The 16,714-nt window shown below is 70.3% G+C and carries 17 protein-coding genes; 12 read left to right on the forward strand and 5 right to left on the reverse strand.

The annotated features are described in order from the left end of the window. Position 1 precedes the first annotated feature (1 nt). Positions 2 to 1,576 carry a sodium/sugar symporter gene (locus VGN74_RS09475; protein ID WP_327447476.1) on the reverse strand — a complete coding sequence of 525 codons (1,575 nt, stop codon included), beginning with the start codon at positions 1,574 to 1,576 and terminating at the stop codon, positions 2 to 4. A gap of 153 nt (positions 1,577 to 1,729) precedes the next feature. Here VGN74_RS09475 and VGN74_RS09480 point away from each other — a divergent pair, with 153 nt between their 5' ends. Next, positions 1,730 to 2,527 carry an IclR family transcriptional regulator gene (locus tag VGN74_RS09480; RefSeq protein WP_327447478.1) on the forward strand — a complete coding sequence of 266 codons (798 nt, stop codon included), beginning with the start codon at positions 1,730 to 1,732 and terminating at the stop codon, positions 2,525 to 2,527. After that, positions 2,524 to 3,273 (forward strand): SDR family oxidoreductase, encoded by a 750-nt coding sequence (locus tag VGN74_RS09485; RefSeq protein ID WP_327447480.1) that lies wholly within the window; start codon positions 2,524 to 2,526, stop codon positions 3,271 to 3,273. The genes VGN74_RS09480 and VGN74_RS09485 overlap by 4 nt, the downstream gene beginning before the upstream one ends. 24 nt (positions 3,274 to 3,297) lie before the next feature. Here the strand turns inward: VGN74_RS09485 and VGN74_RS09490 are convergent, their stop codons facing one another. Next, positions 3,298 to 5,796, reverse strand: a complete 2,499-nt coding sequence (locus tag VGN74_RS09490) for a DUF305 domain-containing protein (RefSeq protein WP_327447482.1) — start codon at positions 5,794 to 5,796, stop codon at positions 3,298 to 3,300. A gap of 124 nt (positions 5,797 to 5,920) precedes the next feature. Here VGN74_RS09490 and VGN74_RS09495 point away from each other — a divergent pair, with 124 nt between their 5' ends. Further along, the gene (locus tag VGN74_RS09495) at positions 5,921 to 7,084 is read left to right on the forward strand and encodes a class V aminotransferase (protein WP_327447484.1); all 1,164 of its coding nucleotides are present in this window, start codon (positions 5,921 to 5,923) and stop codon (positions 7,082 to 7,084) included. A 1-nt stretch (position 7,085) separates the two neighbouring features. On the opposite strand, the gene VGN74_RS09500 is transcribed toward VGN74_RS09495, so the two are convergent. The 3 genes from VGN74_RS09500 to VGN74_RS09510 form a co-directional block, all read right to left on the reverse strand. Further along, the gene (locus VGN74_RS09500; RefSeq protein WP_327447486.1) at positions 7,086 to 7,253 is read right to left on the reverse strand and encodes a hypothetical protein; all 168 of its coding nucleotides are present in this window, start codon (positions 7,251 to 7,253) and stop codon (positions 7,086 to 7,088) included. A gap of 11 nt (positions 7,254 to 7,264) precedes the next feature. Then, positions 7,265 to 8,107, reverse strand: a complete 843-nt coding sequence (locus VGN74_RS09505) for a hypothetical protein (RefSeq protein ID WP_327447487.1) — start codon at positions 8,105 to 8,107, stop codon at positions 7,265 to 7,267. Positions 8,108 to 8,198: 91 nt separating this feature from the next. Then, entirely contained in the window at positions 8,199 to 9,185 is a 987-nt protein-coding gene (locus VGN74_RS09510) for a D-glycerate dehydrogenase (protein WP_327447489.1), read from the reverse strand. A gap of 79 nt (positions 9,186 to 9,264) precedes the next feature. Here VGN74_RS09510 and VGN74_RS09515 point away from each other — a divergent pair, with 79 nt between their 5' ends. From VGN74_RS09515 to VGN74_RS09555, 9 genes are all read left to right on the forward strand, one after another. After that, entirely contained in the window at positions 9,265 to 9,810 is a 546-nt protein-coding gene (locus VGN74_RS09515) for an SH3 domain-containing protein (protein ID WP_327447491.1), read from the forward strand. A gap of 52 nt (positions 9,811 to 9,862) precedes the next feature. Further along, positions 9,863 to 10,402 (forward strand): 3-hydroxyacyl-[acyl-carrier-protein] dehydratase FabA, encoded by a 540-nt coding sequence (fabA, locus tag VGN74_RS09520; protein WP_327447493.1) that lies wholly within the window; start codon positions 9,863 to 9,865, stop codon positions 10,400 to 10,402. 63 nt (positions 10,403 to 10,465) lie between these two features. After that, positions 10,466 to 11,686, forward strand: coding sequence for a beta-ketoacyl-ACP synthase I (gene fabB, locus VGN74_RS09525; RefSeq protein ID WP_327447494.1), 1,221 nt, complete (start codon positions 10,466 to 10,468; stop codon positions 11,684 to 11,686). Position 11,687: 1 nt separating this feature from the next. Continuing rightward, positions 11,688 to 12,929, forward strand: a complete 1,242-nt coding sequence (locus VGN74_RS09530) for a cation:proton antiporter (protein WP_327447495.1) — start codon at positions 11,688 to 11,690, stop codon at positions 12,927 to 12,929. Between the two features lie 85 nt (positions 12,930 to 13,014). Continuing rightward, positions 13,015 to 13,809, forward strand: coding sequence for an enoyl-ACP reductase FabI (locus VGN74_RS09535; protein WP_414643543.1), 795 nt, complete (start codon positions 13,015 to 13,017; stop codon positions 13,807 to 13,809). Between the two features lie 75 nt (positions 13,810 to 13,884). Then, complete coding sequence (locus VGN74_RS09540) at positions 13,885 to 14,622, forward strand: hypothetical protein (protein ID WP_327447499.1); 738 nt, start codon at positions 13,885 to 13,887, stop codon at positions 14,620 to 14,622. Between the two features lie 118 nt (positions 14,623 to 14,740). Further along, the gene (locus VGN74_RS09545) at positions 14,741 to 15,151 is read left to right on the forward strand and encodes a hypothetical protein (RefSeq protein ID WP_327447501.1); all 411 of its coding nucleotides are present in this window, start codon (positions 14,741 to 14,743) and stop codon (positions 15,149 to 15,151) included. Positions 15,152 to 15,409: 258 nt separating this feature from the next. Then, positions 15,410 to 16,165, forward strand: a complete 756-nt coding sequence (locus VGN74_RS09550) for a hypothetical protein (RefSeq protein WP_327447503.1) — start codon at positions 15,410 to 15,412, stop codon at positions 16,163 to 16,165. Beyond that, positions 16,156 to 16,713 carry a hypothetical protein gene (locus VGN74_RS09555; RefSeq protein ID WP_327447505.1) on the forward strand — a complete coding sequence of 186 codons (558 nt, stop codon included), beginning with the start codon at positions 16,156 to 16,158 and terminating at the stop codon, positions 16,711 to 16,713. Before VGN74_RS09550 ends, VGN74_RS09555 begins: the two co-directional genes overlap by 10 nt. The last annotated feature ends 1 nt before the right edge of the window (position 16,714 follow it).

Below are 16,714 nucleotides of genomic sequence, written 5' to 3' on the forward strand. Positions count from 1 at the left end.
CTCACCACCAGAGGGCATAGACGCCGATCAGGAAGGCGATGACCCCGGCCGCGGCGAGGTTGAACGCCGCCGAGGTGCGGTAGCTGATGCCGTCGAAGGCGATGCGCAGCGAGCCCTCGCGCGGCGGGACCAGCAGCGACACGATCACCGCCGCCAGCAGCGAGACGACGAAGACGATGCTGACCCGGTTCATGAAGGGCAGCAGGAACTGCCCCGTGCTCTGCAGCCACCAGAAGCCGGCTGACAGCAGGACCGACAGGATGGCCGCGGTCAGGGCGCCGGCCTCCGACGCCCGCTTCCAGAACAGGCCGAGCAGGAAGATGACGACGATGCCCGGGGTGAAGAAGCCGGTGAACTCCTGGATGAACTGGAAGGCCTGATCGAAGGCCCCGAGCAGCGGCTGGGCCGTCAGGGCGCCGACGGTCATGGCCACGACGGCGGCCAGCCGGCCGACGAACACCAGATGCTTCTGGTCCTGGTTCGGCCGCACCTTGGCGTAGAGGTCGAGGGTGAAGATGGTCGAGATCGAGTTCACCAGCGAGCCGAGGGTGCCGATGATGGCGGCCACGAGGGCGGCGAAGACGAGGCCCTTCAGACCGGCCGGCAGCAGGGCCATCATGGTCGGATAGGCCTGGTCGGGCCGGGCCAGATCGGGGGCCAGCACCAGCGCCGCCAGACCCGGCAGCACCACGATCAGCGGCATCAGCAGCTTGAGCCAGGCGGCGAAGGCGATGCCCTTCTGCGCCTCGTCGAGGCTGGTCGCCGCCAGCGCCCGCTGGATGATGTACTGGTTGAAGCCCCAGTAGCTGAGGTTCATCACCCACAGGCCGCCGACCAGCACGGCGATCCCCGGCAGGGCCGCGTAGTGCGGGCTGTCGGGCGACAGGATCATGTCGAACTTTTCGGGGAACTCGGTGACCAGCCGGGTGAAGCCGCCGGTCACCCCGGCGTCGCCGCCGATCTGGCCGAGCATGACCCAGGCGATGATCAGGCCGCCGACCACGAGGATCGTCACCTGCACCGCGTCGGTCAGGGCCACGGCCTTGAGCCCGCCCCACAGCTGGTAGGCCAGGCCGAACACGGCCAGGGCGATCAGGGCGAGGGTCTGGTCGACGCCCGAGACGGTGGTGATGGCCAGGGCCCCGAGCCACAGGATCGAGGTGATGTTCACGAAGACGTAGAGCACCAGCCAGAACACGGCCATGACCGAGCGGATGCGCGGGCCGTACCGCTGCTCCAGGAACTGGGGCATGGTGACGATCTGGTTGCGCAGGAAGATCGGCAGGAAGAACTTGCCGACGATCAGCAGGGTCAGGGCCGCCATCCATTCGTAGGAGGCGATGGCCAGGCCGATGACATAGCCCGAGCCGGACATGCCGATGATCTGTTCGGCCGAGATGTTGGCGGCGATCAGCGAGGCGCCGATGGCCCACCACGGCAGGCTCTTGGACGCGAGGAAATAGTCGGTGGTGGTCTTGGCGTGACCGGGCCGTTCGCGCGACACCCACTGGGCCAGCGCGAAGATCGATACGGCGTAGACGCCGAGGATCGCCAGATCCAGCGGTTCGAGCGACATGGGACCTCCCCTCCCGACAGCCCCTGTTCCGGGGCCTGGCGCGACGCTAGGCGCTGGCGGCGGCCCCCGCAACGTCTATTTCATGGGCGCTGGGCGATTTCACTGGCGGCAACTCGGCGGACTGCCTAGGCTGCCCCTGCAGGAGGATGGCTGATGAGCGAAGACCACCTTGAGGCCGAGCGCAAGTACCGCGCCCCGGCGCTTGAGAAGGGGCTGGATGTTCTGGAGCTGCTGGCGGCGCGCGGCGAGCCCATGACGCCCTCGCAGATGTCCGTCGCGCTCGGCCGTTCGGTCAGCGAGCTGTTCCGCATGATCCAGGTGCTGGAGTTCCGCGGCTACATCGAACAGTCCGGCGGGACCTACAGCCTGAGCAACCGGCTGTTCACCCTGGGCCTGGCGCGGGCTCCGACCCGCAACCTGACGGAGCTGGCGCTGCCCCAGATGAAGGCGCTGGCGGAGGACGTCACCCAGTCCTGCCATCTGGTGGTGCCCACAGACGACCAGATCGTGGTCATCGCCCGGGTCGAGGCGCCCGGCGACCTCGGCTACTCGGTCCGGGTCGGCTACCGCCGCAATCTCATCGAGGCGACCTCGGGCCTGCTGTTCTATGGCCTCGCCGGACCGGTCGCCCGCGCGGCGCTGCATGCGCGGCTCGAGGCGGCTTTCGGCGTTCAGCGGGTCCGCCGGTTCGTGGCCGCGGCCTCTGCGGCCGGCGCGGCCGGGCATGCGGTGCGCCCGAGCGATTTCGTGCGCGGGGTGACCGATCTGGCCGCGCCGATCCTCGGTCCTGACGGCATCGAGGCCACCCTGATCATCCCCTACATCGACCGGACCCCGCCGACGCCGCCGGCCGAGGCGGTGCTGCAGCGGATGCTGGAGGTGACCGCCGCCCTGTCGGACGACCTCGGCGCCCCGCCGGTCGCGCCGCGCCCCCGGAGCCAGCCCGCATGAGCGCCATCTATTCCGATCTGAATGATCGCACCGTGCTGGTCACCGGCGGGGCCGGGGGCATCGGCGAGGCCATCGCCCGCGCCTTCCACGCCCAGGGCTGCCGCGTCGGGGTGCTGGACCTCGACGTCGCCCGCGGCGAGGCCCTGGCCGCCGAGCTGGGGCCGCGGCTGACCTTCGTCGCCTGCGACCTGACCGATGTGCCGGCGCTCAAGGCGGCGGTCGCCGCGGTGCGCGCGGCGCAGGGGCCGATCCAGGTGCTGGTCAACAACGCCGCCCATGACGAGCGCCACGCCACGCTGGAGGTCACCGAGGCCTACTGGGACCAGCGGGTGGCGGTGAACCTCAAGCACCAGTTCTTCGCCGCCCAGGCGGTGCTGCCGGACATGATCGCCGGCGGCGGCGGGGCCATCGTCAATCTCGGCTCGACCTCGTGGATGATCGGCCAGGGCGGCATGGCGGCCTACACCGCCTGCAAGTCGGCGGTGCTGGGCCTGACCCGGTCGCTGGCCCGCGACTTCGGCGAGCACGGGGTGCGGGTCAACGCCGTCGCCCCGGGCTGGATCATGACCGAGCGCCAGCTGGCCCTGTGGGTCACGCCCGAGACCGAGCAGGAGATCTACCGCAACCAGTGCCTGAAGCGCCGGCTGGTCCCGGACGACGTGGCCCGGGTGGTGGTCTTCCTCGCCTCGGAAGCGGCCGGGGCGATCACCAACCAGCACTATGTGGTGGACGGCGGCTGGACCTGAGCCCGCCGCCGTCCGGTCCATGCCTCAGAGGGCGGCGGCGATGCCGCCGAGGGTCTCGCCCAGCGCCGTCAGACGCCGCTGCGCCGCCGCGTCGCCGCTCGCCGGCAGGCGGCCGGCCAGGGCCCGCAGCTCGCCGGCCACGGCGGCGTCGCGCCCGCCTGCCTGCATCCGCGCCTCGGCCCGGGCCAGGGCCGCGGTCAGCTCGCCGGCCAGGGCCGCGTCGAGGCTGGAAGTGCGGGCCAGCTGGTCCATGTAGGCGCGGGCGATGACCGGGTGGGCCGGCCAGCGCACCGGGAACTGCTGCTGCGGGTTGAAGGTCCCGCCCTGGTCGGCCATGGCCGCCGCGGCGATCTCGTTGGCGGTGAGGTGTTCGCTGGGCGTCAGCTCCAGCACGTCGAGGCCGCGCACGATCTCGGTGCCGTAGATGCGGCCGTCATACCAGTAGGTCGACCAGTAGCCGCCGACGATGGAGTGGCGGGCGTCGATCGGACCGCGGTCGAAGAAGGCGATCTCGAAGGGGTTGGTGGAGTCGGTGAAGTCCAGCACCGAGACGCCGCCCTGGTACCAGGCCTGGACGAACACGTCGCGGCCCGGCACCGGCACGATCGAGCCGTTGTGGGCGACGCAGTTCTCCACGTCCGATTGCGGAGCCGGGATCTTGTAGTAGCCGCGGCGTTCCAGCTTGCCGTCGACGATGTCGTAGATGGCGTTGGCGCCCCAGGTCACCGGGTCCTGCACGCGGCAGCGCGGCCGCACCCCGCCGCCCCACTCGTCGGTGAAGATCACCTTGGTCCCGTCGTTGCTGAAGGTGGCCGAGTGCCAGTAGGCGAAGCCGGGGTCGTTCACCGCATCGATCCGGCGCGGGGCGCGCGGGTCGGAGATGTCGAGGATGATGCCGTTGCCCGAGCAGGCGCCGGCCGCGAGGTTGGCGCTCGGGAAGACGGTGATGTCGTGGCACTGGTCGGTGCGGCTGGTGGTCTGGGTGCCCTCGCCGTGGTCGCCGCCCTGCCACAGGCCGGAGATGCGGCCGGTGGCGTCATCGGCGAAGACGCGCGGGCTGTCGACGATGCGCGCGGCGGCCGGGTTGGCCACTGGGATCTCGATCACGTCGATGCTGAACAGGGCGGTGCGGTCGTCGCCGAGCAGGGCCCCGACGCAGCCGGGCAGCTCGCGTTCGTCGCGCACCCCGGCGGTGCCGGAGTTGTAGACGACGATGCTGCGTTCATCGGCCGAGACCACCGAGTGGGTGTGCGAGCCGCGGCAGGTCTGGACCTGGCCGACCTGGGCCGGGGCGACCGGGTTGGAGATGTCGAAGATGCGCAGGCCGCGGAAGCGCTCGGGGCTGACCCGCTCGGTCACGCCCTGGCGGCCGCAGTCGACCCGGCCGCTGGTCTGTTCGACCGACATGATCAGCAGGTCGCCGACGATGGAGACGTCGCCCTGGCCGCCGGGACAGACCACCGAGCTGACCAGCGCCGGGGCCTGGCCGTCGGCCAGACGGTACAGGCTGAAGCCGTGGTAGTTGCCGACCGCCATCAGGTTGCCGGAGAAGGCCAGGTCGGTGTTGGCGAAGTTGAGGAACGGCCCGCGCTGGCCGAAGCGGCCCTCGCCCGGGTCATTGCTGCCGCGGGCGTCGCCGCCGCGGGCTTCCTCGGCCGGAATGGCCGGCGGCAGGCCGGCCGGGTTGGTGGCGTCGTAGAAGCCGACCGGCTTGGGCAGGGTGTGGGCCAGACGCAGGTTCGAGGCCGCCTCGCCGGCGTCGCGGAAGCCCGCCGCCAGGGTCGAGCGCGGATCGTCGGACAGGCCCCGCAGCAGGGTGGTCATGCGCCGGATCTCGGCCTGCTGCTCGTTGGTGATGTCGTTGGCGAAGTCGTACAGCACCGGGTCGTAGGCCGAGCCGGACCGCGAGAACAGGTCGGAGACCATCTCCACCGCCCCCTCGTGGTGGGCGATCATCAGGCGCAGGAACAGGCGGTCGAAGGCGACGCCCTCGGCGGCGGCCAGCTCGGCCATCTGCGCCGGGGTGGCCATGCCGGCCATGGCCATCACGGCCGGCGCGCCATGGCTCGCGTGACCGGCATGGTCCGCATGGCCGGCGTGGGCGTCATGACCGCCGTGAGCCGCGTGGGCGCCGTGATCCGCGGTCGGATCGGGGGCGTGCTCGCCGCGCTCGGTCAGCCAGCTGCGCATGAAGGCGATCTCGTCGCCCTGCGAGGCGTCGATGCGGCCGGCGATGTCGACCAGCTCCGGCCGGTTGGTGCGGCCGCGCACCAGCGCCGCCATCTCCACCGCCTGCTGGTGGTGGTGGATCATGCCCTGCATGAAGGCCACGTCGTCGGCCGAGTAGCGGTTGTCGGCGATGCGCGTCGCCTCCTCCGCCGTGATCGCCCGCACCGGCTGGCCGGGGGCCCCGGGCTGGACGATCGGGGCCTGCTGGGCCGAGGCCGAGCCTGCGGCGGCGGTCAGGCTGAGCAGCGAGACCCCGAGGACAAGACGAAGACGGGCGGCGGCGGAACGGGCCATGCGTGAACTCCCCATACGTTGGCGGGCCGGACCGTAGCACGGTGAGGCCCGGCGCCTAGCGGGCCGGGGGCGACGCGTCGCCACCCCCCTTTGCCTCCCTCCCGGGGTCTGCGAAGACAGGCGCATGAGCTTCAAGCCGCTGTTTTCCCGCGCCCTCGCCCTCAACCCCGGCCGGCTGCACTTCGCCGCGCACAGCCACCATCTGTGGCCCGACGCCAGCTTCGAGGGACAGATGCAGGCGTGGGAGGACGCCAACCGTCACGCCGACCGCAAGTGGGACCTGCTGTTCGGCGAGGTCTGGCCGGAGGCCCAGGCGCATGTGGCGCGCGAGCTGGCCCTGCCGGACCCCTCGACCGTGGCCTTCGCCGGATCGACCCACGACTTTCTGGTGCGGCTGGTGTCCGGTCTGGACCGGCGCCCGGCGCGCATCCTCACCACCGACGGCGAGTTCCACGCCTTCCGGCGCCAGGCCGCGCGCTGGGAGGAGGCGGGCGAGGCGGTGGTCACCCGCGTGCCGACCGCGCCGGTCGAGACCCTGGCCGAACGCTTTCTCGCCGCGGCGCGCGACGGCGCCTTCGACCTGATCGTGGTCAGCCAGGTGTTCTTCCGCAGCGGCTGGAGCTTCGACGGGATCGCCGGGCTGGCGGACCTCGCCCGGCCGGAGGGGCCGTGGGTGGTGGTCGACGGCTATCACGGTTTCATGGCCGTCCCCACCGACCTGTCGGCGGTGGCGGACCGCATCTTCTACGTCTCCGGCGGCTACAAATACGCCATGAGCGGCGAGGGGGCCGGGCTGCTGCACGCGCCGCCGGGCTTCTGCGAGCGTCCGGTGATCACCGGCTGGTTCGCGGAGTTCGGCAATCTGCAGGGTCCGCCGGACGGGGTGCAGTACCGCGCCGACGCCGGGCGTTTCCTCGGCGCCACCTATGACTTCACGCCCCTGTACCGCTTCAACTTCGTGCGGCGGAGGCTGGACGCCGAGGGGCTGACCACGGCGGCGATCAGCGAGCACGCCCTGGCGCTGCAGACGCGCTTCCAGGCGGCCATCGCCGCGGGCGCGGCCGGCCGGCTGGCCGGGGCGGAGATCGTCAATCCGGTGGTCGGGGACGGGCCGCGCGCGCGCTTCCTCGCCGTCCGCCATCCGGAGGCCCAGGCCTGGCGCGCGAAGCTGCTGGAGGCCAATGTCGTCACCGACGTGCGCGAGGACATCCTGCGCTTCGGCTTCGGCGTCTACCAGGACCCGGAGGATGTCGACCGGCTGGTCGAGGTCTGCGCCCGGGTGCTGTGACTCAGATCATCTGACCGGCGGCGCGGGCGAGGATCAGGCCCGCGGCGGTGACGATCGCCGCCGCGGTCGCGATCGTCACGAGGGTCCGGGAAGACAGCCGCCCCTCGCGCCAGCCCTGCCGGAAGCCCCGGGCGAGGGCCTTCATGGCGTCGATGGCTTTCGATGTCATGCGGGGGCCTCTCAGAAGAACGTCGTCTCGGCGTCCTGGCGCGCCTCGGGCGGGGCCGGGGCGGGGGTCGTGCCCTCGGGCGGCGGGCTGGCCTCGGCCGGCAGCTCGGGCAGGGGCCCGGTCAGTTCGGGATAGGGCGGGGTCGCGGCCGCGGCGTCCGTCGGGCCGATGTCCGGCAGGTCGGCGGGCGGGACCGTCTCGCGCACCGCGTCCGGCGCGCCGAGATCATCGCGGATGAAGACCCAGGAGCGGCTGTCGGCGCAGGCGCAGGCCTTGAGGAAGCCCTCCCGGTCGCGCCACAGCACGATCGGATAGCCGGACGGCACGCCGTTGTCCTGCAGCAGGGCGCCCAGCCGGTCGACGAACTCGCGCCCGGCCAGCACCACCGCCGAGCGTGCGAGGTTGCCGTCGGCGGCGGGCACGCCCGTAGCGGTCCAGTCGCGCGACGGGGTGGCGGTCCAGCGGGCGTAGAGGTCCCAGTCGCGGCTCAGCCACAGCTCGGCCACGGTGGCGCGCTCGGCGGCGGTCGACTGGGCCAGGCCCTCGCGGTCGGCGCGGGCGAAGACGATCACGCGCGGCTCGGCCCCGGCGGCGCGCAGCTTGGGGAATTCCTCGGCCTCGTAGCGCTGGCCGGCGGTGTTGTCGCGGAAGGTGATGACGTACAGCGGCTCGCCGCCGCCGCCCGGCGACAGCCACGAGGCCTCGTCGAGCAGGCGCTGGATCTCGGCCTGGCCACGGGTGATCGTGACCGGCTGGAAGCGGGCATGGAAGTTCCAGTAAGCCCAGTAGCCGCCGACGGCGAGGACCAGGCCGACCAGCGCGGCCAGGGCGGACCAGACGAGGAAACGGCGCAAAACGGCTCTCCAGCTTGACGCTATCCGTTAACGCCTACCACCGAATTGCGCTGCCTCGAAGACAGCGGGCCCGTCGTCGGCGTCGAAGACCTCAGAGCATGGCCGGAATGACGCGGTCCGGCGGGCGGTGCCCGTTCTGGAAGGTCATGAGGTTGAGGATGACCCGGTCGCCCATGTCCTGGCGCGCTTCCTGGGTGGCCGAGCCGAGGTGGGGCAGCAGCACCACATTGGCCCGGTCGCGCAGGCCGGGATGGACCTCCGGCTCATGCTCGAACACGTCCAGCCCGACCCCCGACAGCCGCCCGGCGGCGACCGCCTCCGCCAGCGCCGCCTCGTCGATCAGCTCGCCGCGGGCGGTGTTGATGAGGATCGCATGCGGCTGCAGCCGGGCCAGCCGCGCCGCCGACATCAGGTGGTGGGTCTCGCGCGTCGCCGGGCAGTTCAGCGAGATGACGTCCATGCGCGACAGCATCTGGTCGAGATCGTCCCACCAGGTGGCCGACAGCTCCTCCTCGACCGCCGCCGAGACGCGCTTGCGGTTGTGGTAGTGAACCTGCAGCCCGAAGGCGCGGGCGCGCCGGGCGAGGGCCTGGCCGATGCGGCCCATGCCGACGATGCCCAGCCGCTTGCCCCACAGCTTGCGGCCGCACATCCAGGTCGGGGTCCAGCCCTGGAACTCGCCGCGGGCCATCACCGCCGCGCCCTCGACGATGCGCCGGCTGACGGCGAGGATCAGGCTCATGGCCAGATCGGCGGTGTCCTCGGTCAGGACGCCGGGGGTGTTGGTGACGATCAGGCCGCGGCCGACGGCGGCCTCGACGTCGATGTGATCCACCCCGGCGCCGAAGTTGGCGATCATCTTCAGCTGGTCGCCGGCCCCGGCGATGAGGTCCGCGTCGAGGCGGTCGGTGATGGTCGGCACCAGCACCTCGGCCCGCTGCAGGGCGTCGGCCAGGGCGGCGCGGTCGAACGGCCGGTCGGCGAGGTTCAGCTCGGCGTCGAACAGCTCGCGCATGCGGGTCTCGACCGCGTCGGGCAGGCGGCGGGTTAAGACGACCTTAAGCTTGCGGGCGGACATCTGGGCTGTTCCCTCGAGGCCCGCGCTCACGGCGGGTTACAGGGTCTCTAGCAAAGCCGCCGCCGCCGTCCAAAGCCCGATGCGTCGCTTCCTCATCCTGTTGCCGCTCGCGCCCCTCGTCCTCGGCCTCGCCGGGGCCGCGACCATGCCCGACGGCCGGCCCACGCCCACCGGCCTGCCGGTGCCGCGCTGGCTCAGCCTCAAGTCGGACGAGGTGCGGGCCCGCGCCGGCCCGGGGCTGGATCACCGTATCCTGTGGGAGTACCGCGCCGCCCGCCTGCCGGTGCAGGTGGTGGCCGAGACCCGCGAATGGCGCAAGATCTGCGACCCTGACGGGGCCGTCGCCTGGGTCCACCGCAGCGTCGTCTCCAGCCGGCGCAGCGCCTTCAATCCGGCGATGCGGCCCGTCGACCTGCATGCCCGCCCGGACAGCGAAACGCGGGTCGTGGCCCGGCTGTCGGCGCGGGCCCTGATCGCCATGGATGACTGCGAGGACGGCTGGTGCCGGGTCGCCGCAGGTCGCCTGAAGGGCTGGATTCCGCAGGACGCGGTGTGGGGCGCGGCGGAGCCGGCCCTGTGCGACGCCCTGGCCCCGGTCGGACCTCCGGGCACTCCGAGGCGTTGAGCCGGCGGCCTGCGTCGTATAGGCACGGCCCCAGACGACTGGAGGCCGATGCGTGATCACTTCCCCCTATCCCGGCGCGTTTGACCGCGACGCCCTGCTGGCTTCGGGCCGCGGCGAGCTGTTCGGCGCGGGCAACGCCCAGCTGCCGGCCCCGCCGATGCTGATGTTCGACCGCATCACCACCATCACCGGCGACGGCGGCGAGCACGGCAAGGGCTATGTCGAGGCCGAGCTGGATATCCATCCGGACCTCTGGTTCTTCCAGTGCCACTTCATCAACGACCCGGTGATGCCGGGCTGCCTTGGCCTGGACGCCATGTGGCAGCTGGTCGGCTTCTTCCTCGGCTGGACCGGGGCCCCGGGCCGCGGCCGGGCGCTGGGCGTCGGCGAGGTCAAGTTCACCGGCCAGGTGACGCCGGACATCCGCAAGGTGGTCTACAAGGTCCACCTCAAGCGCGTCATCAACCGTCGCCTCGTCATGGGCATCGCCGACGGCGTGCTCGAGGCCGACGGCGAGGTCATCTACACCTGCCAGGACATGCGCGTCGGCCTGTTCCAGGCGAAAGACGGCGACGACGCGTCCGCCGGCTGAGTTGACTTGAGGGGCGGCGCCAGATCGCCCATCTGCAAGATCTGATAGGGAAGGTTCATCCGCATGCGGCGTGTCGTCGTCACCGGTCTCGGCATCGTCTCCTCCATCGGCGGTAACGCCCGCGAGGTGACCGATAGCCTGCGCCAGGCGCGCTCGGGCGTGGTCGCCGCGCCGGAGTACGCCGAGCTAGGTTTCCGCTGCCAGGTGCACGCCCCGCCGGCCATCGGCGACTGGAGCGAGAAGGTCGACCGCCGCGCCGCCCGCTTCCTCGCCGCCGGCACCGCCTGGGCCCACATCGCCTTCGAGGAGGCGCTGGCCTCGTCCGGCCTGACGCCGGAGGAGATCAAGGATCCGCGCATCGGCCTGATCGTCGGCGAGGGCGGCCCCTCGACCCGCGTCATCCTCGAGGCGGCCCAGATCACCCGCGAGAAGGGCCCCAAGCGCATCGGCCCGTTCGCCGTGCCCAAGGCCATGGCCTCGGGCCCCTCGGCGGTGCTGGCGACCTGGTTCGAGCTCAAGGGCGTGAACTATTCGATCAGCTCGGCCTGCGCCACCAGCGCCCACTGCATCGGCGCCGCCGCCGACCAGATCGCCTGGGGCCGCCAGGACGTGGTCTTCGCCGGGGGCTGCGAGGACCTCGACTGGTCCATGTCCAACCTGTTCGACGCCATGGGCGCCATGTCGTCGAAGTTCAACGACACCCCGGCCGTGGCCAGCCGCGCCTATGACGTCGACCGCGACGGCTTCGTCATCGCCGGCGGCGCCGGCATCGTCGTGCTGGAAGAGTACGAGCGCGCGAAGGCGCGCGGCGCCAGCATCATCGCCGAGGTGGTCGGCCACGCCGCCAACTCGGACGGCTACGACATGGTCGCCCCGTCGGGTGAGGGCGCCGAGCGCTGCATGCGGCTGGCCATGGAGATGGCCGGCAACCGGCGCATCGACTACCTCAACCCGCACGGCACCTCGACCCCGGTGGGCGACAGCAAGGAGATGGGCGCGGTGCGCAACGTCTTCGGCGACGCCGCGCCGATGATCTCCTCGACCAAGTCCCTGACCGGCCACAGCCTCGGCGCCGCCGGGGCCCAGGAGGCGATCTACAGCCTGCTGATGCTGCAGAACGGCTTCGCCGCCGAGAGCGCCCACATCCAGACCCTCGACCCCGAGTTCGACGGCATGCCGATCCTGCGCGCCCGCCACGACGGCGAGCTGACCACGGTGATGTCCAACAGCTTCGGCTTCGGCGGCACCAACGCGACGCTGATCCTGTCGAAGGCGGACCTCTAGGGTGTTCGAGGCCGGGGCCCTGACGCCGGACCCCTACATCCTGTTCCTGCTCGGGCTGGGCGCGCTGGTGATCCTGGTCAGCTGGGGGCCTGCGGGTCTGAAGCGTCTGCCCGTGTCGCTGGCGATCCTCTGCGTGGCCATCGGCTACGGCGTGTTCAGCCTCGGCTGGCTGGCGTTCAACCCGGACCCGCGCACCTTCGACACCGTGACCGAGCGGATGGCCGAGCTGGTGGTCATCGTCTCGCTGATGGGGGCGGGGCTGAAGCTGGACCGGCGGCTGGGCTGGAAGGCCTGGGGCGCGACCTGGCGACTTCTGGCCATCGCCATGCCGCTCACCATCGCTCTGGTCGCCTGGCTGGGCGTGGGCGCGCTGGGCTTCAGCCTGCCGATGGCGCTGCTGCTCGGGGCGTCGCTGGCCCCGACCGATCCGGTGCTGGCCGCCGATGTCCAGACGGGCCCGCCGGGCTCGGGCGAGAACAGCGAGGTGCGCTTTCACCTGACCGCCGAGGCCGGACTGAATGACGCCCTGGCCTTTCCCTTCGTCAACCTGGCCATCGTCGCGGCGGCGGGCGGCCTCGCCCTCGGCCCGCAGCTGGCGGAATGGGCCCTCGTCGACGTGGTCTGGAAGCTGGCGGCCGGGCTCGGCATGGGGGTTCTGGTCGGCCGGGGGCTCGGCTGGCTGATGTTCAGCGGCCGGCCGAACGCCCTGGCGGGCGTCGCCGACGGTCTGGTGGCGCTGGGCGCCACCCTGCTGGCCTATGCCCTGACCGAGGTGGTGCACGGCTACGGCTTCCTCGCCGTGTTCGTCGCCGCCCTGACCATCCGCAACGCCGAGCGGGAGCATGACTATCACCGGGAGCTCCACGACTTCGCCGAACAGGTCGAGAAGCTGCTCATGCTGTTGCTGCTGGTGCTGTTCGGCGGGGCCATCGCCAACGGCCTGTTCGACGCCCTGACCTGGACCGACGGGCTCGTGGCCCTGGCCATCCTGCTGCTGGTGCGGCCCCTGGCGGGCTACGCCTCCCTGTTCGGCACCGGGCTGAAGCGGCGCGAGAAGGCGGCCATCGCCTTCTTCGGCATCCGCGGCATCGGCACGGTCTACTACGTCGCCTATGGGCTGAACCACGGCGACTTCGGCTCCAGCGAGCGGCTCTGGGCGGTGGTCGGGCTGGTCATCCTCGGCTCGATCGTGCTGCACGGGGTCTCGTCCACCCCCCTGCTGCGGCTGGCCGAACGCCGCTGAGCGCCTTGGCAGGGCGCGTCCGCCCCTGCTAACCCTCGCCGCCTCATTGCGAAGGGAGATCCCCATGGCCGAGTCCGGCTGGAACATGCCCAAGGGCGAGCTGATGAAGGGCAAGAAGGGCCTGGTGCTCGGGGTGGCCAACGCCAACTCGATCGCCTGGGGCATCGCCTCGCAGCTGGCCGCCCAGGGCGCCGAGCTGGCCTTCACCTACCTCGGCGAGGGGCTGGAGCGCCGGGTGCGCCCGCTGGCCGAGAGCGTCGGGGCGAAGCTGATCCTGCCCGCCGACGTCACCGACGACGCCTCGATGGACGCCCTGTTCGCCGAGGTCGAGAAGACCTTCGGCAAGCTCGACTTCGTGGTCCATTCGGTGGCCTTCGCCAACAAGAACGAGCTGCAGGGCAGCTTCGTCGACAACACCACCCGCGACAGCTTCCTGCTGGCCATGAACATCTCGGTGTTCAGCTTCGTCGATGTGGCCAAGCGGGCGGCGAAGCTGATGCCGGATGGCGGGTCGATGATCACCCTGACCTACCTCGGGTCCGAGCGCGCCATCCCCAACTACAACACCATGGGCGTGGCCAAGGCCGGGCTGGAAGCCGCCACCCGCTACATCGCCCGCGACCTCGGGCCGAAGAACATCCGCGTCAACGCCATCTCGGCCGGGGCCATGCGCACCCTGTCGCTGGCGGGCATCTCCGGCGGTCGCGGCATGCTGTCGAAGGGCCGCGAGATGTCGGCGATGAAGCAGGACACCTCGATGGAAGGCGTGGCCGGCTGCGCCCTGTGGCTGCTGTCCGACCTCGGCCTGTCGACCACCGGCGAGGTCGTCCACGTCGACGCCGGCTTCCACATGATGGGCCTGTCCGACGGGGACGAGTGACCGTCACGCCCTCGTGACTGGCCCCTTCAGGGGGGGGTGTCATGCTGCCTCCGGTTGCAAGCGGAGGCGAAACAGATGAGCGACGTGACGACGGTCGAGGGCATCACGGTGGTCGGCCAGCGCCGGGTCGCCAGCGGTCTGGGCTTCCCCATCCGCCCCAGCGGCGGTGGCGGCGGCGGCGGCGGGACAAGCGGCGGCGAGGAAGAGAACACCCTTCCGGACGACCCGAACTGGGGCCAGCCCGAGCTGCTGGTTCAGGACCCCTGCGCCAACCCGGCCTCGGCGCTGGCGTGGAACGCGGATGCGGCCGGGGCTGGTGCTGTTGCGAAGTTTCTTCTTAAGGCGGCAGAGATCGGATTCGCGGACGCTCCCAATGGCGTCCCAACCTTGCTGAATCGCGAGTTCGGGAGCTTCCTTGTCAGGGGCTCCGGGCACTCTGTGGGTACAAATCAGGTCACGCCAGGAGAGCCCCGCGACCAAACAAATCCGAACTGGGTCTCGACGATCACGATCGATCCTGCTGGCGTAACGACGGCGAATTATCAAGGGTGGGTTCACAGTCATCCCAATGGGAATGAGTTGCCGAGCGAGGCAGACTGGGGCGGCTTCATGAGGAACAATCGTTTAGCGCGCGAGAGTGGCCGTTCGGACGAGACGTTCTACATGTACATAATCGCTGTTGATCAGGATGGCGGCCCTCCGACGATCCGTGTCTATCAAGACGGCCCTCGGGCCGCGAACAGTCCGGATCCAGTGAGGCCGATCGAAGAAGGGGCCGAGGTGAACCCAGATGCTCAACCTTGTTCGCAGTAGCGGAACGCGTCGACTGTACGCGAGCGCCGGTCTGGCCTTCTTCCTGTCCAGCTGTGCGAGCTCAAATGCTGCCAGTATAGCCCGCACTCAGGATGCCGACCCGGACCCTTGGCCCTTCATGGAGCTGGTCGCCGAGAATTCACTGGGCCATCGGTTGGAGATCGCTACCGAGGCAGGTGTTCCCAACCATGCCACCGCGACGCTGATTATCGGCCGCCAGACCTGGCGCGTCAGCGATCAGGATTGCCCCCGGTTTCGGGCGGCGCTGGACGTCTTTCAGACCCTTCCGCCCCTCCGGCCGGGACCCGCCCTGCTGCAGCCGGGAGCTGCCCGCGAGCGCCCAATGCCGCCATTCCGGCCTCATGGGGAGCTCTGGACGATCAGGACCCAGGTTTACGCCCCCGACTGGTCATCCATGGATGTGGAACTGCGCGGCAGCCAGGGGCCATATGCCTTCTGGCTGACAGATACCGTAGCCGCCATTCAACGCTGCAACCCCCCGGTCGCTCCGGCGGCGCCGCTCCCATAGGGCCTGATGCTGGTGCCGTCGCCTCGTCCGCAACAGGCATCTACCCCGTCCCCGACCGGGGCCGCATTCATGACCTCCGGGTCCGGTCGGATCGTCAGTCATGAGGCGTTAGACCCGGAGGGCGTCGCGGCGTGCTAGCCGGCGGTATTTCGCGGCGCAAGGTCTTCCTGCTGGGGACGCCTGACCGTCACGCTCTCGTGACTCGCCCCGTCAGGGGGCGTGTCATGCTGCCTCCGGTTGCAACCGGAGGCGAAGATCATGAGCGACGTGACGACGGTCGAGGGCATCACGGTGGTCGGCCAGCGCCGGGTCGCCAGCGGTCTGGGCTTCCCCATCCGCCCCAGCGGCGGTGGCGGTGGCGGCGGCGGCGGCGGCGGCGAGGAAGAGAACACCCTCCCGGACGACCCGAACTGGGGCCAGCCCGAGTTGCTGGTTCAGGACCCCTGCGCCAGCCCGGCCTCGGCGCTGGCGTGGAACGCGGATGCGGCGGCGGCGAAAACGACGCGCGACATCGAAGCGTTTGCCACGTCGAACTTTCCATCAGAACAGGGAATTAATGATAGAGAATACGGTGCCGCGTTATGGGAAATGCCGGACGGCTCTATAATTGCAGGGGCTGTCAGAGCTTCCGAGTTCACCTTTTTCGAGGCCGCTCAAATCCTCAGAGAGGATCAGAATGCTCGGGTAAGCGTCGAGCTTGATTGGAGTCCGCCAAGCCCGGGGGCTGTTCATTGGGGTACGATTCATACACACAACATGGACGCGTTTCTCCCATCTGGAAACTCGTACAGTGATGGGGACCAAGGTGTTTTGACCTACAGCCAGAATCTTCGAGAGGCGCAGAAACCCGGCGCTGGCTCGCAAGCATCTCTCTATGTTGTGGCAAGGAAGCCGGGGTCTTATGAAGCCTTGGGGCCCACAAAGATCGTGCACTATGATCAACGGAATCGTGACGACGCGATATCCGGCCAAGAGGGATCAGAAGTTAACCCCGAGGCCCAGACATGTCCGTGAGAACCCTTACGACGATAGCGGTCGGTACCTTGTCGTGGCTCGGCGCCGTGTCACTGTCCGTCGCGCAGGACGTCGAGGACAGCTCCCGCCATGTGGGGGGGCGTGGCCACTTTCTCGTTGGATATGAAACGCAGGGCCGCGGTAACCGGGTCGTCGAAATCTATTCTCCCGCCAGACATGATCCCGGCGCGGAACCGACGCTGGCCGCGGTCAGATCGCTGCGCACTTCAAGCGGCCGAGAGCGGGCGATCTGGATCGACGCGTTGAGCTGTTCGGCGCTGCCGAACGTCGCGCAATTGCTTGACGATCTCAACATGCCGCAGCTGCGGCTTCGGCCGGGCATGCCGGCTGGGCCTGCCCCAGCTCCGCCTCGATTTGATGGTCCCAACTACCTTGTGTGGGGTCGGGCGCAGCAACCGGACGGCGCCTTCGCGGAAGTTCGGCTGTCGGCGAACGCGGGCGAGCTGGCTGAGCGCATAGGTGCCGCCGACGATGCGTTGCGCCCGTGCTGGGCGGATGCGGCTGCGTCTGGGGCGTCTCGGCAGTGAA

The organism is Brevundimonas sp. (assembly GCF_035998205.1).
Taxonomy (GTDB): Bacteria; Pseudomonadota; Alphaproteobacteria; order Caulobacterales; family Caulobacteraceae; genus Brevundimonas.

Coding starts and splice junctions, on each gene's coding strand:
- VGN74_RS09475 (WP_327447476.1), bottom strand. CDS start 1,576: ATGTCGCTCGAACCGCTGGATCTGGCGATCCTCGGCGTCTACGCCGTA.
- VGN74_RS09480 (WP_327447478.1), top strand. CDS start 1,730: ATGAGCGAAGACCACCTTGAGGCCGAGCGCAAGTACCGCGCCCCGGCG.
- VGN74_RS09485 (WP_327447480.1), top strand. CDS start 2,524: ATGAGCGCCATCTATTCCGATCTGAATGATCGCACCGTGCTGGTCACC.
- VGN74_RS09490 (WP_327447482.1), bottom strand. CDS start 5,796: ATGGCCCGTTCCGCCGCCGCCCGTCTTCGTCTTGTCCTCGGGGTCTCG.
- VGN74_RS09495 (WP_327447484.1), top strand. CDS start 5,921: ATGAGCTTCAAGCCGCTGTTTTCCCGCGCCCTCGCCCTCAACCCCGGC.
- VGN74_RS09500 (WP_327447486.1), bottom strand. CDS start 7,253: ATGACATCGAAAGCCATCGACGCCATGAAGGCCCTCGCCCGGGGCTTC.
- VGN74_RS09510 (WP_327447489.1), bottom strand. CDS start 9,185: ATGTCCGCCCGCAAGCTTAAGGTCGTCTTAACCCGCCGCCTGCCCGAC.
- VGN74_RS09515 (WP_327447491.1), top strand. CDS start 9,265: ATGCGTCGCTTCCTCATCCTGTTGCCGCTCGCGCCCCTCGTCCTCGGC.
- fabB (WP_327447494.1), top strand. CDS start 10,466: ATGCGGCGTGTCGTCGTCACCGGTCTCGGCATCGTCTCCTCCATCGGC.
- VGN74_RS09535 (WP_414643543.1), top strand. CDS start 13,015: ATGCCCAAGGGCGAGCTGATGAAGGGCAAGAAGGGCCTGGTGCTCGGG.
- VGN74_RS09540 (WP_327447499.1), top strand. CDS start 13,885: ATGAGCGACGTGACGACGGTCGAGGGCATCACGGTGGTCGGCCAGCGC.
- VGN74_RS09545 (WP_327447501.1), top strand. CDS start 14,741: ATGGAGCTGGTCGCCGAGAATTCACTGGGCCATCGGTTGGAGATCGCT.
- VGN74_RS09550 (WP_327447503.1), top strand. CDS start 15,410: ATGAGCGACGTGACGACGGTCGAGGGCATCACGGTGGTCGGCCAGCGC.
- VGN74_RS09555 (WP_327447505.1), top strand. CDS start 16,156: ATGTCCGTGAGAACCCTTACGACGATAGCGGTCGGTACCTTGTCGTGG.